This is a genomic window from Mesocryomonas fontinalis, assembly GCF_055730125.2.
Window position 1 is genome coordinate 74,692 of sequence record NZ_JBUZWG020000010.1, and the last position, 13,783, is coordinate 88,474.

A 13,783-nucleotide genomic window follows, 5' to 3' on the forward strand; every position below is an offset into this window, starting at 1 on the left:
ATCAGCTCCTCGCCTGCGCCATCACCGCGCCGATCGTGCGCTCGACCAGCGGGACCTTGAACGCGTTGTGTTCCGTGGGCCTAGCATCGGCCAGAAGTCGTCCCGCGGCCGTCTTCGCGCCATTCGCGAAGGCCGCATCGGCTTCGGCAACGCGCCAGGGCTTCGGGGCGACGCCGCCGACGGCAAAGCGGCCCGTGCCGTCCGGCTGGACGACGGCGGCGACCGAGATCAGCGCGAAAGCATAGGACGCGCGGTCGCGGACCTTGCGATAGATGTGCCTGCCGCCGAGGGGTTTTGGAACCGTCACCGCGGTGATGAACTCGCCCGCTTCCAGCGCGGTCTCGATGTGCGGCGTATCGCCGGGCAGGCGGTGGAAGTCGGCCATCGGGATGGTGCGGGTTGCGCCGTCCGGCTTCACCGTCTCGACGGTGGCATCAAGCACGCGCAGCGCGACGTTCATGTCGGACGGGTTGGTCGCGATGCAGGCCTCGCTGACTCCCACGACACCAAGCTGGCGCGAGTAGCCTTCGAGCGCCGAGCAGCCGGAGCCCGGGTTGCGTTTGTTGCAGGGCATGTTGGTGTCGTAGAAGTAGGGGCAGCGCGTGCGCTGGAGCAGATTGCCCGCCGTCGTCGCGCGGTTGCGCAACTGGCCCGAGGCACCGGCGACGATTGCCCGCGTCAGCACGCCATAGTCGCGCATCACGCGCGCATCGCCCGCCAGATCGGTGTTGCGCACCATCGCTCCGATGCGCAAGCCGCCGTCCTCGGTTGGCTCGATCGTATCGAGCTTCAGCCCGTTCACGTCGATGAGGTGTGCGGGGGTCTCGATCTGGAGCTTCATGAGATCGAGGAGATTGGTGCCGCCTGCAATGAACTTCGCACCCGGCGTGGCACTAGCGGCCTTGGCAGCTTCCGCGGGAGAGGTGGCGCGTTCGAACGTGAAGGACTTCATGCTGGCCTCCCGGCGACTTCGGTCATCGCTTCCGCGATGTTGGAATAGGCGCCGCAGCGGCAGATGTTGCCGCTCATGTGCTCGCGGAGTTCCGCGTTCGACGCTTCGGGCGCGGCCGTCAGATCGGCTGTCACATGGCTCGGAATGCCCGCCTTCACTTCAGCCAGCACCGCGACCGCAGAGACGATCTGGCCGGGTGTGCAATAGCCGCACTGGTAGCCGTCGTGCTTCACGAAGGCGTCCTGCATCGGATGGAGATTGTCGGGTGTGCCGAGCCCCTCGATCGTGGTCACCTCGTCGCCCTCGTGGAGGACGGCGAGCGTCAGGCAGGAATTGATGCGCCTTCCGTTGACCATCACCGTGCAGGCGCCGCACTGACCGTGGTCACAGCCCTTCTTCGTCCCGGTCAGGTGCAGGTGCTCGCGCAGTGCATCGAGGAGCGATGTGCGCAGGTCGAGGTCGAGGTCGCGCCGCTCGCCATTGACGGTGAAGGAAACCTTAGACGTCACGGGCGGTAGCTCGCCGCCAACAGGTGCCTGCGCGTAGGACGAGGATGGGACGACCAAGGCCGCCGCGCCAGCGGAGGCGCCTACCATCAAGTCCCGACGATTCAATTCAAGGTCGGTCGATCTCATCGTGGTTTCCCCGGTTGAGTGTTCGGTTGGACCACCCTCCGTCCCGAATGGTTTCGGCCGGCCGACGATGTCGGCGTACGAGGCATGGGCAGCCCGATGCAGTTTGAAACTAGTCTAAACTGCGCGTTTGATTACCGCTCAAAAGCTGAATGCTCCTATGAGCGGCGGTTATGAATGGGCGGGAGGAAATAGCCGCTTTGGGAGGCGCCAGTCACAGCTCACGTCGGCTCGTGTCGCTAGACTGGGGACAGTCCGCAAGCTTCAGGCGCTCTGCGCGTTTCCGGCTTTCTGCGCCATGACCGCCATTCCGGCAGAGCAGCAGAGAAGGACGGCACTGAGGATGAAGGTGCTTCGGTAGCCGCTGTGATCGAAGAGCACGCCGCCTGCCGTCGCGCCGAGGGTGATGGCGAGTTGTATGACCGCCACCATGAGCCCGCCCCCGGCGTCTGCGTCCTCCGGCACCGTCCGGGAGAGCCAAGTGCCCCAGCCGACGGGCGCCGGGACGCTGATGAGTCCCCAGAGACCGAGAAGGATTGCCGTCGCAGTGGTGGAGGCGCCGAGCAGGATCAGCGCGACGGCGATCGCCGCCATCCCCAACGGGATGAGGATGAGGACGGAGAACAAGCGCGAGTTCAGGAGCGCCCCGACCACCGACGTGCCGACGAGCCCGGTCAGGCCGATGACCAGCAGCAGGAGCGACAGGACCGAGATATCAACCCGGGTGACGGTTTCGAGGAAAGGGCGCAGGTAGGTGAAGAGGGCGAACTGGCCCATGAACAGCAGGAAGATGGCCGCCATGCCGTAGGCGACCGCCGGATGCCGCAGCAGGCGGAAGACATTGCCCGCTGGCTTTGCCTCCGGCTCCGGCGGCATGGAGGGCATCGACAGGAGCTGCCAGACGATGGCAAGAACTGCGAGTGGCACCACCGCGAAGAAGGCGCCCCGCCAACCGATGATGCTGCCGAGGTAGCTTCCAAGCGGCGCGGCGACCGTTGCCGCGAGCGCGTTTCCCCCATTCAGCATCGCCAGCGCCTTCGGCACCGCGTCACTCGGCACGAGGCGCATGACGGTCGCGGTGCTCATGGACCAGAAGCCTCCGATGGCGATCCCGAGCAGCGCGCGGCCGGCCATCATCACCAGATAGGTCGGGGCGAGCGCAACGATCGCTCCGGAAAGGATCAGGAGCGACGTGTAGAAGAGCGTCACGGCGCGTCGATCGTAGCGTGTAACGAGGGCGGAACCGAACAGGCTGGTCAGGACGGCGAAGACACCCGAGATCGAGATCGCCTGCCCTGCCTGCCCCTCGGTGATCCGCAACGTTTCCGCGATGGGGGTGAGCAGGCTGACGGGCAAGAACTCGGATGCGATGAGGACGACGACGCCGAGCGACATCGACAGGACAGCGCCCCAGGCGGCGGGCCCGGCGGAAGCAGGTGCCTCGGTTCGGATGGCTATGGACATGAGGGTCTCTCAGTTTGACGGCGGTCGCCTGCGCGTCGGGCAGACGACCGTCTCGTTCGGCAGGCAACTTCTCCGGCCTTCCCATCGAAGTCATTGCCGGAGATAAGCCCCCGGGGTGAGTGGCACTATCCTGGAAGATCGACATGCTATGATAAACGCAGCTTATCAATCGTATCCCGTTTGCTGCCGCTGTTGCACCGTGGTCGGCGACCGTGATCCGCGAGCCGGGGGATTGCTACCCACCCATCGCGGCATTGCCTGAGCCAGCCGGCCTCGGCCGTCCGGTCAAAGAGCTCACGTAAAACGCGGCGATCGCCGGCAGGGCAACCACGCCTGCCCAATGCCCGAAGAACGGGGCGACCGCGGTCGTAAAGTCCCAGAAGTCGAGACTGTAAGTGAAGGTGAGCTTGCCCCACACGTCCAACACGGACCAACTCCAGAGGCCGAAGGCACCGAGAACCGCAGTGACCAGGCGAAGTGCCGAGGTGCGCTTGACGTTCGTGGGACCAAGTCCGAGCGTGTTGCGGACCAGGGTCATCACCCGCGTCCAGTGAAGCCCGACATGAACGCCGACGACGACCATCACCCAGTAGGCCGCGAACCAATGGATGTCCCGCAGGTAGATGCTGTCTTGAATCGGCAGGGCGGCGAACACCGACTTGGAGATGACCACGCTCGTCACGAGGAGCACCGCCATGTTGATCACCAACACCAGATGCAGGATCAGTTTCAGGACGCGACGACCGTCGTATCGTCCGTGCGCCAGGTTCGCGAACCAACGGCGGTTCACCACAAGATGCAAGGCAAGCAGGGCGAAGACGGCCGTGCCGAATAGTTCGTGGGCGATGTTCCCGAGCCACCAGTACGCCAACGACAGGAGGAGCCCCGCTGCCATGGCAGCAGGAAGTCCCAAGCGCTGGGCGACGACGGCGGAGACCGGACCCCTTCCACGGTGGCCGCGGAGGGCTATCACTCGAACTCCACGGCGTCGGAGTACGTGAACATGAACTGGCGGTCCTGTCGGCTGCGTTGATGGCAGGAGTAGCACCGCTCGACGTTCTCGTCGGCCTTGACCGATCCATCGGGGCGGAACCACTGGTATTGCCAGTCGGCGATGCCATCGCCCGTCTTTTGGGCAACGAGGTATCGCTCGAGAACATCGCTCTGGTAGTCGACGAGGACGACGTGCGACCCGGTCGGCACAGACTGGCCGGCTTTGATGGCGTCGAGCGCCGAGCGGTTGGTGAGCATGTGCTCACGCGTCACGCCCCGGCGTACCGTCGTGTAATGCTCGAGTTGCTCCAGCGGCGGAAACGTCACCGCGTTCTCTTCCGCATGCGCCGAGGGCAGGCTTGCGTCGCCCGGCAGCATGAACGACGCCACGGCGATCGCGACGAGAGCGATGGCCGCCGTCCACACCGCTCGCTGACTCTTGCTTCTCATGCACCCGTCCGTTCCATTGGTTGTTCGAGGTGTCTCGATGCCAAGGTACGCGGGCGCGTTAGGTAGGATTAGGCGGTTAAAGCGGCATAGACCAATAACGAAGGCTTATGAGTGAGTGGACTGCCGAACTGCTTTCTCGGAAGGTGCCGAAAGCTGAGAACGACCCACGGTCATGTCTGCTTTCGTGGTAGCCGAATGGACTTCTGGATGACTAAGAAGGGTCGAAAGCGGCTGGACCGCTTTCGGGCGTCGGCGACGATCGGCGCGACCAGGTGGAAAGCCGTCTGTCTGCTTTAGGAGCTTTTTCCCGATGCCGAACTGCCTGAGCCTTTGACATTGAGAGTTCGGGCTCATTGATCTCGGAGAGGCTGACAAACGGCTGTTTGTCGTCATGGCCGGCCGCGTGCTTCGCCTCCGGCCTGTCTGCTAGACCGCTACCATCATCTCCATGAGAGCGTCGTTGCCGAAGCCGCCCCCACCACCACCGCCGGACCCACCGCCGAAGCTATCGAAGCTGAAGTCACCTATTCCGTAGTCAGATGAGAACGACCCAGCGTCGAAGCCGAAGTCGCCGCCAAAGCTGTCGTAACCGCCGTTGTTGAACCCAAAATCCGTAACGCCGTAGTCGGCGGCGAACGATCCCGCATCGAAGCTGCTAGCGTCATAAGTGCCAAGGTCTGACGTATTCAACGTATCGTTGGAGAGAACCCCGGATGTGTCGGCGTACGAAACGGTTGGGTCTGTTACAAGCAAGAGATCGCCGTCTGCATATCCCGCCCGCTGTGGTTCGCCCAGCTCGATCGCCATATCGTTCGCGGCTAGATGGGCGACCGCCTCTGCTGAGTTATCCCATACCGCATCCGGCGTTGCATTCGGGTCGAGACCACCTTCAAGGGTTAAATGCGCCAACTCAGACGCGAGATTAAGCGCCGGACTCATGACTTCGCCGGTCGAAAGCTGAAGCGCGACTTCGGGGTTCCAGCCGACACCTGACGCGTCCATGAATGCCTGATCGGCATTGATATCGGCCCGGTCGAAAGTGATGCTCGTGCCGCTCGCAGCGTCGATGATCTCAGTCGCGTAAGGCGACTGCTGAAGGTAGATGAGCGATTGTTCGAGGTTGTTGGCGTCCTGCGTCGTCTCATTGATCATGTTGAAGTCGTTAGCCGTGACGCGGCCCTCACCCATGACGACGCTCGACGTAGCGGTATCAAATTGCTCTTGCATGGTATTTTTCTCCCTTACGGCGGTCCCTTGGAACTAGCTCGGGTCGAAGATTACCCAATCCAATAAACAGCTAGAGAGCCTGTGATTAGATCCGTTTCTAATAATGCCTTACCAAGCTAGCCATCCAGCCTTATCGGTCAAACTGTTTCTGCCCACGATCTGAAATATCCGGTAACCTACTCTCGGGGCTGCATTTTCGCCGAGTTCTTGACTTGGCGTACGCGATCGGTTTGCCGCGCTATCGCCACAATGCCGCGGCGCTCTCCCTAAGCCGTAACTTTTCTATAAACGTCAATCGAACCACCGAGGGTGCCGCGCGAACCTGCACCATTTGGACCACGGTCAACGGCAGTTATCAGCTTTGGCTGGCCAGACGCGCATAGTCAGCTTTCGGCTCTTTGTGGGATCGGAAATCGTTTCCCGCTTGGGGGGGCCTGCCTGTCCGCTTCCGGATCGGGTTGGGCGAAAGCTGCCTCTCAATTCGTCAAAGATCAGATCTCGAAAACCCGATCGAACCCGACGCGCTCCACGAAGGATGGATCGTGGCTCACGACGAGAAGCGCACCGTCGAAGCTCCGCAATGCGTCTTCCAACAGTTCGACGGACTCGATGTCGAGATGGTTCGTTGGTTCATCCAGGATGACGAGCCACGGTGCCGCCGCGCCTAGAAGGGTCGCGGCAAGGCCTGCCCGCAGCCGCTCGCCGCCGGACAGAGTGCCGACGACGCGCCTTGCATCCCGATTGCGGAAGGCGAACCGAGCACAGATGGCGTAGGCCTCCTCGTCGCTGGCATCGGGAAGCAGCCGGCGGATGTTGTCGAGAATGCTGCCTTCGGGATCAAGCAGCCCGACATGCTGGTCCAGCATGACGATGCGTCCTTCGGCGCGGTTCACCGTTCCCGCGACGGGGGCTAGAAGACCGGAGGCAATCCGCAGAAGGGTCGTCTTGCCCGCGCCGTTCGCTCCCTTCAAGGCGATGCGCTCCGGCCCGTCGATGCGGAAAGTCCACGGCCCGAGGCAACGGTTGCCCGCTTCGGCCATGACGCCCGCCATGGCAAGGACGTTGGCGCCTGATGGCAGGCCGCTCGGGGGCAGCGTGATGGTCAGGGGCGTCAGGACTTCCACCTGCGCACGAGCCTGTTCCGCTTCTGCCCGAGCAGTGCCCATGCGTCGATCGTTGATCGCCCGTGCCCTCCCGCCGCTGTTCTCCGCTCGCTCGGCTCGCGCATCCAGCAAGATCTTCGGCTCGGACCCCTTGGCTGCAAACGCACGTCCCGCCCTGTCGCGTCGCTCCTTCGCCTCGCGCTGCGCCTGCGCGGCCTGCCGCGCCGCGCGGACACCCGCGTCGGCGCGCTCGAGTTCGGCGCTGGCGCGGCGCCGATCCTCATCGCGGGCAGCGGCGAAGGCCCGCCAGCCCCCGCCAAAACTGCGCGCTCCGGTCGCCGTCAGCTCCAAAATGCGATCCACATCTTCCAAAAGCTCCCGATCGTGGCTGGCGACCAGGACGCCTCCGTGCCAATCCCGCATCAGGGCTCGCATCGCATCGCGACCGGCGGCGTCGAGATTGTTCGTCGGCTCGTCCAGAAGCAGGAGGTCCGGTGCCTCGATGAAGAGACGAGCAATGCCAACGCGCGTCCGCTCTCCGCCCGACAGCGTTTGGAGGCAACGGTTCAGCGGCAGCTCGGGAAGCCCTGCATGCGCAAGAGCGGTACCGATGCGGCTCTCCAAGGTCCAATCCGCAGCGTTGAAATCGCTGGTGGTGCCGTTCCCTGCCAGGATGCGCTCCAGCATCTCCAGACGATCCATGACGCCAAGGGCTTCGGCCAACGTCCACCCTCCCGGCATATCCTGCTGGAGAACACCGATCGTACCCGTTCGCCGAACAGCGCCGGAGGATGGCTCTGCGAGACCGGCGGCGATGCGAATAAGAGTGGATTTACCGGATCCATTACGGCCGACGAGTCCGACACGTTCCCAGCCGATCGCGAACGTCAGATCGTGGAAAAGAGAGCGGTCAGGCGTCCGAGCGGCAACGAAGTCGAACGTGAGGAATGCGGACATAGGCAACCGTAGAAGGGATAGAGACAAGGCGGATCGCGTTGCTCGTCCTGTTGTTCACGGCTGCACTCCCTCTGCGGTTCGTCATCCAACGTATGACTTGAACGCCTCTCTTGCAACCGAACGTCAGCTTCCTGGGATCGCTGGTGGGCGAGCGGGTGTATTGGAAGGGTCGTGTGCAGACGTTTGACCGACGTCTTGCGGCCGCAATGGAAATGATTCCGCACAGGGTGGAATGCAGTTATGCCATCGCCTGACCGATTGCCTCCGTCCGAGCCTTGGTAAAAGCTTGAACGTGTTGCGGAGTTCGTCCACGAGCATATTTGCCCGGTGAGCGAGCCATGAAGCCACTCTACTGTCGGGTATCGATGCGCAAACTCGCCTATGTCCTGCTCGTCCTATCGTTCCTGGTCGGGTGCGCGCGCCTTTTCACCGGAGTAATTTACCTGTCCGATGAACCGACCGCGGTCCTCGTTCTCAAACGAGCTCCAGCCGTGTGGATAGAACGTCCAGAAACCCGAGACCTGCTAGTCTCGGAGCAGATCGTGCTTGATCGTGAGGAACCAAACCTTTTTTACGGACACATCTACTTGCTATTGATGAATGCGGCATCGGCCCTAGCGCCCATTCTGGCAAGTACAGCGATGTTGCTCCTCGACCATTCCGTCCGGCGGCGGGTAAGCAAGCGGAGTTGAAGCACGGGCGGTGGTCCGCTTCGGGTCGAAACATATTGGGTCGCTTGCCTTTGACTCCTCGTTGACGGTTATGGTGATCAGCCGAACCCTCTCCGAAGTTAGTCGCATGCGCCACAGCCTTCTCCGCACCATCCTCGTCGGGACACTTCTGGCGTTCGGACCCGCACGGGCGGCTGAAGATCAGCTCGGTGTGTCAGGTCCGATCGACCTTGCCGGGACTCGTTATGAGCTGGCCTCGGCCGACGAGCCGCAACCCGGTTACGTGAAGCAGGACTACCTGCCCGCAGGCCAGACGCTCGACCGCTACGAGACAATGGTCCTCATCGAGTTCCTCGAGGGCGAGACAACGCCGGCCGACATTGTTCGTTCGCAAGTTCAAATGCTGGAGGAGCGCCGTGCGATCGATCCACTCGTGAACTACGAGATCTCGCTGGCGAACGAGGGGGACGCGGTCATCCTCGATTTCATCATGTCGGGCGAGACGGAAGCGGGCACCCGGATCGCGGAGTGGAACGCCTACCGCTACGTCGGGGGTAAAAACAAGGACGGCGCAGCGGGAGGATGGCTCGTCGGCATCAGCCGGAGGGCCTATGGCGAGGACATCACGTCGTTCCTCACTCGCCTCCGAGACAGCCGGGCTGGCGATGTTGCCGCGATCGTCGCACTGAACGTGCCGCCGAAGTCGGCGGATTAAGTACAAACGAATGTGCGGAGCGAAAGCTCAGAACCTACGAGGAACGTCAGGGATCAGCACATTTTCAGGCTAGGTGTCACGCAGCTTCAGTGTGCCCTTACCTTTGCTTTCAGTGGCTCTGGCTTTTTGCCGTCCGGCAGTAATTCCTGAAGACAATCGTAAATCACATCGGCCGAGAACGGTTTTGAGAGAAAAACAGCGGTTTTTGGCATTTGGTCGGGCCCGGGTTTAACGCCACCCGAGGCAACGACGATGCTTATATCAGGCCAACGTTCAGCAGTTAGCAGTGCCAGGTCGAAGCCGTTCCGCTCGCCACCCATTTCGACATCTGTAAACAGAAGGGTGACCTCGTCAGCATATTCACTAAGCAAGGCTTCGGCTTCATCGACGCTGTGCGCTTCCAAGGGCCTGAACCCTGCATCGTCGAGAATGTCCATGGCATCCATTAAGATCATGAGATCATCATCAGCAACGAGGGCGAAAGGGCGGCGATCGTCGTCAAGCTTATCCATCCGCTTTGAATGGTCGAAAAGCTGTAAGGGTCCCTTTGCTCTTGGAAAAACCACTTAGGCATAAGCAGGCCTCTTCCTTACCCCCTATCTGGCGTTCCGCACGAGCGACCCGACGTCTGCCACATGGAACTAGACTAATGTGAAGGGGGAAGCGTCTGCTTAGGAGATGTCACTCTGATGTCTCCGACGGCCTAAATGGATCGAAAGCGGCTGGACCTCTTCCAAGCGTCCGCTTTCCCGTCCCTGAGACCGGACTGGGTGGTTTCCAGTCTGTCTGCTTAGAAGCACCTACGCGAGGAAGCAGACGTTTATTGCTCTGCGCTTCCTCAGACGTAACGCGGGATCGGTCCGATCTGCTGCGTCTGGTCGGGCAGGTCGACAACGGTCTCGTCGATGTAGCACCAGCCCCAGCCTTCCGGGGGATCGTAGCCCTCGATGACGGGATGGCCGGTAGCTTCGAAATGGGCCCTTGCGTGACGATGCGGGGAGTCATCGCAACAGCCGACATGCCCGCAGCTTCGGCAGAGCCTGAGGTGTACCCAAGGACTGCCGATCTTCAAGCACTCCTCGCAGCCGCGTGCGCTCGGGGTCACGTAACGAATCGTGTTCAGGTGAGAACAGGCGGTCATGCATCCTCCTTGGCCGAACGCTCGGCGATCATTGCGTGGATTTGCGCGACGACGGCGGCGCCTTCGCCGACGGCCGCCGCCACGCGCTTCGTCGAGCCCGCGCGAACGTCGCCGATCGCGAACACACCCGGCACGCTCGTTCCAAGCGACTGCTTGCCTTGCCCAGTGACGATGAAGCCCTTGGCATCGGTCTCGACGCAGCCCCGGGCCCAGTCGGCGTTCGGATCGGCGCCGATGAAGAGGAAGAGATGACGGAGAGCCAGGCGAAGCGGCTTGGCTCCGGACCTGCCCCGGAAGGCTACCGCTTCGAGACCGGACCCTGAGTCGCCTTCAAGGTTTGCGATCTCCAGCCCGACATGGATCTCGACATTGGGCAGCGCCTCGATGCGTTCGATGAGGTAGCGCGACATGGTTTGAGAAAGGTCTCGCCGAACGACGAGATGCAGGCGTTTCACCTGGGGCGCGAGAAACACGACCGCCTGTCCCGCCGAGTTGCCGCCGCCGACGAGCGCGACCTCCTCGCCCACGCAAAGGCGCGCCTCGATGGGCGAGGCCCAGTAGGAAATGCCCGCCCCTTCGAAAGTCGCGAGGTTCGGGATGTCGGGCTTTCGATAACGGGCGCCGGACGCGATGACGACCGAGCGCGTCCGTAGGCGCTGGTTCCCGGCCAGTTGGAGCGACAGCTTACCGTCGGTGCAGTCGAGATGCTCGACCTCCACCGGGACGGCGATTTCAGCCCCGAACTTCAGGGCCTGGTTGAATGCGCGGCCCGCTAGGGCCTGGCCAGAGATGCCGGTCGGAAATCCGAGATAGTTCTCGATTCGCGCGGACGCACCCGCCTGTCCCCCCGTCGAGCGGGCATCGAGGACAATGACGCGCAATCCTTCCGAGGCCGCGTAGACAGCCGTGGCCAGCCCGGCCGGCCCGGCGCCGACGACGGCGACGTCGTAGACGGTCTCCGGATCGATCGCCGGCATCATACCGAGGCACGTGGCGACGTCCCGCTCGGAGGGCTTCTTCAGAATCGTTCCGCTCGGGCAGACGACGAGGGGCAGATCGTCCGGCAGGATGCCCGCCCGCTCGATCAGCGCGCGGCCCTCCTCGTCGACCTCTGCGTCGAGCACGAGGTTCGGGAAACCGCTTCGGGTGAGGAAACCTTGCAGTTGCACGATCTGACGGCTGCCGGGCCGCCCGATCAGGATGGTGCCGGCGCCGCCTTCGGCGATCAGCGCAACGCGCCTGAGGATCAGGGCGCGCATCACGATCTCGCCGAGATCGGCGGAGCCCACCATCAGCGCCCGGAGATGGGCGGGATCGAAGGGAAGGGCGGTGCAGCCCTCGGGGCCGGCATGGGCGGCGACGAGCGAAGGCCGCCCGGCGAGCTGGGCAACCTCGCCTGTAAACTGGCCGATGCCCTGGCGCGTCACCGAGGCTTCGCGGTTGAGCCCGTCGCGGCGCACGATTTCGATTGTGCCCTCAAGGACGACCCAGGCCGGCGCGTTCTCCTCCGCAATCTCGTAGATGGCGGCACCCGGCTCGAACCGTGTTTCCGGGCCGCTGGCGAAGCGGCGCGCAGCCGCGATCTGCGAGGCATCGAGCACGGGAAACATCTGGTGGTCGCGATTGGCTGTGTTGCTCACGGTGTTGGCCTTTCCCGGGTTCAGGGTGGCGGCGGATGGCTCCGCCGCCATAGGTCGCGTTAGCCCGCGATGAAGGCAAAGAGATCAGTGTTCAGCCGATCGTGCATCGTGATGGGCAGGCCGTGCGGCGCGCCTTCGTAGACTTTCAGGACGGCATGAGGGAGGATTTCCGCCGAGCGCCGTCCCGCCGCATCGATTGGCACGATCTGGTCGTCGTCCCCGTGCACCACGAGAACGGGCACGTCGATCTTTTTGAGATCCTCGCTGTAGTCGACCTCGGAGAACTCACGGATGCAGTCGTAGTGGCCCTTGATGCCGCCCTGCATGCCCTCGCGCCAGAACTCCTGGCGCGTACCCTCGGACACGGCGGCGCCGTCGCGGTTGAAGCCGAAGAAGGCCGTGGCGAGATCGAGATAGAACTGCGAGCGATTGTCGAGCACGGATTTGCGGATGCCGTCGAAGACCTCGATCGGCGTGCCATTGGGGTTCTCCTCCGTCTTCACCATCAGCGGCGGCACAGCGCTGACCAGTGCCATCTTCGCGACCCGCGCCGAGCCGTAGGTGCCGACGTAATGCGCAATCTCGCCCCCGCCCGTTGAATGGCCCACGAGGACGACATCTTTGAGATCGAGAAACTCGATGAGCTCCGACAGGTCGGCGGCGTAGCGATCCATGTGGTTGCCGTCCCACGTCTGGTCCGACCGTCCATGGCTGCGGCGGTCGTGGGCGATGACGCGGTAGCCTTTCGAGCCGAGGAACTGCATCTGCGAGTCCCATGCGTCGCCGCTAAGCGGCCAGCCATGGCTGAAGAGGACGGGCTGCCCCTGACCCCAGTCTTTGTAGAAGATCTGCGTACCTTCCGTGGTGGTGAAGTAAGCCATGTCTGCCTCCGAATGATGGACGCCTCGCCATGATGCGTCCGGTGGCCTCAACATCGGACAGTCGGGGGTGACGCGGTATCATACGGAGGTTTGGGACTGGCGGCTGATAGCCCCAAACCTCCGTATGATACCGCGCACGGAACCCATCGGCGAAGGTCCGTCACGACCAAATCAACGACAACGGTGGACCCAATGAGCATGATGCCCGGCAACAGCATGGTCCATGAGGGGATAGCGGTCCTCGGCTTGCGAACGCTCCCCGTTCCCAGCGCCGCAGAAGAAGCCGACCACCGGATCGCCAATAGCTTGCAACTCCTGTCTGCCCTCATTGGCCTGGAAGCCCGCCAGGCGAAGGATCTGGAAGGCCGTGCCGCGCTCGAGCGCATGCTTCATCGCGTGGCCGCGATCGCGAGTGTTCATCGTCATCTCCATGCGTCGACCGAGGGAAACGTCGAACTCGACGCCTATCTCAGTGATCTCGCCCGACAACTGGCTTTTGGGAGTGCGGGTCAGCACGTTCTCGTCGCGGACTTGGACACGCGCGGACGGCCGATCTGCGTGACGTCCGGTGACGCGAGTGCACTCGGCGTCATCGTCACCGAGGTCGTGCTGAATGCCTGCAAATACGCCTATCCGGCTGGAGTGTCCGGCATCGTGACGCTGTCGGTTCAGGAGACTGCGGATGGCTACAGGCTCATTGTCGAAGACAAAGGCAGAGGCCTCGATGGGGAGACGAAGGGAAGCGGTCTCGGAAGCAAGCTGATCAAGACGACGGCCGTGCGCCTCGGCGCTTCGGTTCTGTGGGAGAATCTCCAACCCGGTACCCGCTTCCCGCTCGATGTTCCCCATCCATGAACTCATGGACCGTTCGAAACGCTGTGTACGGCTTGCGAACGGACGGCGCTTCATCCAGCGTGCCCGCCAACGGCCGCATCGACACGGCCTGCTGGAAAGAGG

General features: G+C 62.9%; 13 protein-coding genes. 2 read left to right on the forward strand and 11 right to left on the reverse strand.

From position 1 onward, the window contains the following. Position 1 precedes the first annotated feature (1 nt). From ACZL02_RS21190 to ACZL02_RS21220, 7 genes are all read right to left on the reverse strand, one after another. Positions 2-952, reverse strand: a complete 951-nt coding sequence (locus ACZL02_RS21190) for an FAD binding domain-containing protein (RefSeq protein WP_472939482.1) — start codon at positions 950-952, stop codon at positions 2-4. Further along, on the reverse strand, positions 949-1,587 hold the full coding sequence (paoA, locus tag ACZL02_RS21195) for an aldehyde dehydrogenase iron-sulfur subunit PaoA (protein ID WP_472939483.1): 639 nt from the start codon (positions 1,585-1,587) through the stop codon (positions 949-951). Before paoA ends, ACZL02_RS21190 begins: the two co-directional genes overlap by 4 nt. 261 nt (positions 1,588-1,848) lie before the next feature. Beyond that, a complete protein-coding gene (locus tag ACZL02_RS21200) occupies positions 1,849-3,048 on the reverse strand; it encodes an MFS transporter (protein WP_472939484.1) in 1,200 nt (399 codons plus the stop codon). A 235-nt stretch (positions 3,049-3,283) separates the two neighbouring features. After that, a complete protein-coding gene (locus ACZL02_RS21205) occupies positions 3,284-3,943 on the reverse strand; it encodes a DUF4405 domain-containing protein (protein ID WP_472939485.1) in 660 nt (219 codons plus the stop codon). Between the two features lie 74 nt (positions 3,944-4,017). Then, entirely contained in the window at positions 4,018-4,491 is a 474-nt protein-coding gene (locus tag ACZL02_RS21210) for a cytochrome P460 family protein (RefSeq protein WP_472939486.1), read from the reverse strand. Between the two features lie 426 nt (positions 4,492-4,917). Beyond that, on the reverse strand, positions 4,918-5,718 hold the full coding sequence (locus ACZL02_RS21215) for a hypothetical protein (RefSeq protein ID WP_472939487.1): 801 nt from the start codon (positions 5,716-5,718) through the stop codon (positions 4,918-4,920). 491 nt (positions 5,719-6,209) lie between these two features. Further along, positions 6,210-7,778, reverse strand: a complete 1,569-nt coding sequence (locus ACZL02_RS21220) for an ABC-F family ATP-binding cassette domain-containing protein (RefSeq protein WP_472939488.1) — start codon at positions 7,776-7,778, stop codon at positions 6,210-6,212. Positions 7,779-8,480: 702 nt separating this feature from the next. Between ACZL02_RS21220 and ACZL02_RS21225 the strand changes: the two genes are divergently transcribed. Further along, entirely contained in the window at positions 8,481-9,164 is a 684-nt protein-coding gene (locus tag ACZL02_RS21225; RefSeq protein ID WP_472939489.1) for an HI_0983 family protein, read from the forward strand. Between the two features lie 86 nt (positions 9,165-9,250). Here ACZL02_RS21225 and ACZL02_RS21230 read toward each other — a convergent pair whose 3' ends face one another. The 4 genes from ACZL02_RS21230 to ACZL02_RS21245 form a co-directional block, all read right to left on the reverse strand. Beyond that, positions 9,251-9,676 carry a response regulator gene (locus tag ACZL02_RS21230; protein WP_472939490.1) on the reverse strand — a complete coding sequence of 142 codons (426 nt, stop codon included), beginning with the start codon at positions 9,674-9,676 and terminating at the stop codon, positions 9,251-9,253. A gap of 326 nt (positions 9,677-10,002) precedes the next feature. Next, positions 10,003-10,305: a UBP-type zinc finger domain-containing protein gene (locus tag ACZL02_RS21235; protein ID WP_472939491.1), complete on the reverse strand. Its 303-nt coding sequence runs from the start codon at positions 10,303-10,305 to the stop codon at positions 10,003-10,005. Then, the gene (locus ACZL02_RS21240; protein ID WP_472939492.1) at positions 10,302-11,945 is read right to left on the reverse strand and encodes an FAD-dependent oxidoreductase; all 1,644 of its coding nucleotides are present in this window, start codon (positions 11,943-11,945) and stop codon (positions 10,302-10,304) included. Before ACZL02_RS21240 ends, ACZL02_RS21235 begins: the two co-directional genes overlap by 4 nt. A 59-nt stretch (positions 11,946-12,004) precedes the next feature. Then, complete coding sequence (locus tag ACZL02_RS21245; protein ID WP_472939493.1) at positions 12,005-12,826, reverse strand: alpha/beta fold hydrolase; 822 nt, start codon at positions 12,824-12,826, stop codon at positions 12,005-12,007. Positions 12,827-13,018: 192 nt separating this feature from the next. On the opposite strand from ACZL02_RS21245, the gene ACZL02_RS21250 reads away from it, so the two are divergent. Continuing rightward, complete coding sequence (locus ACZL02_RS21250; protein ID WP_472939494.1) at positions 13,019-13,681, forward strand: sensor histidine kinase; 663 nt, start codon at positions 13,019-13,021, stop codon at positions 13,679-13,681. Positions 13,682-13,783: the final 102 nt, after the last annotated feature.

What these genes read in the sequence shown, in the direction of transcription:
- ACZL02_RS21190 (WP_472939482.1), bottom strand. Translation starts at nt 952, where the DNA reads ATGAAGTCCTTCACGTTCGAACGCGCCACCTCTCCCGCGGAAGCTGCC.
- paoA (WP_472939483.1), bottom strand. Translation starts at nt 1,587, where the DNA reads ATGAGATCGACCGACCTTGAATTGAATCGTCGGGACTTGATGGTAGGC.
- ACZL02_RS21200 (WP_472939484.1), bottom strand. Translation starts at nt 3,048, where the DNA reads ATGTCCATAGCCATCCGAACCGAGGCACCTGCTTCCGCCGGGCCCGCC.
- ACZL02_RS21205 (WP_472939485.1), bottom strand. Translation starts at nt 3,943, where the DNA reads ATGGCAGCGGGGCTCCTCCTGTCGTTGGCGTACTGGTGGCTCGGGAAC.
- ACZL02_RS21210 (WP_472939486.1), bottom strand. Translation starts at nt 4,491, where the DNA reads ATGAGAAGCAAGAGTCAGCGAGCGGTGTGGACGGCGGCCATCGCTCTC.
- ACZL02_RS21215 (WP_472939487.1), bottom strand. Translation starts at nt 5,718, where the DNA reads ATGCAAGAGCAATTTGATACCGCTACGTCGAGCGTCGTCATGGGTGAG.
- ACZL02_RS21220 (WP_472939488.1), bottom strand. Translation starts at nt 7,778, where the DNA reads ATGTCCGCATTCCTCACGTTCGACTTCGTTGCCGCTCGGACGCCTGAC.
- ACZL02_RS21230 (WP_472939490.1), bottom strand. Translation starts at nt 9,676, where the DNA reads ATGGATAAGCTTGACGACGATCGCCGCCCTTTCGCCCTCGTTGCTGAT.
- ACZL02_RS21235 (WP_472939491.1), bottom strand. Translation starts at nt 10,305, where the DNA reads ATGACCGCCTGTTCTCACCTGAACACGATTCGTTACGTGACCCCGAGC.
- ACZL02_RS21245 (WP_472939493.1), bottom strand. Translation starts at nt 12,826, where the DNA reads ATGGCTTACTTCACCACCACGGAAGGTACGCAGATCTTCTACAAAGAC.
- ACZL02_RS21250 (WP_472939494.1), top strand. Translation starts at nt 13,019, where the DNA reads ATGAGCATGATGCCCGGCAACAGCATGGTCCATGAGGGGATAGCGGTC.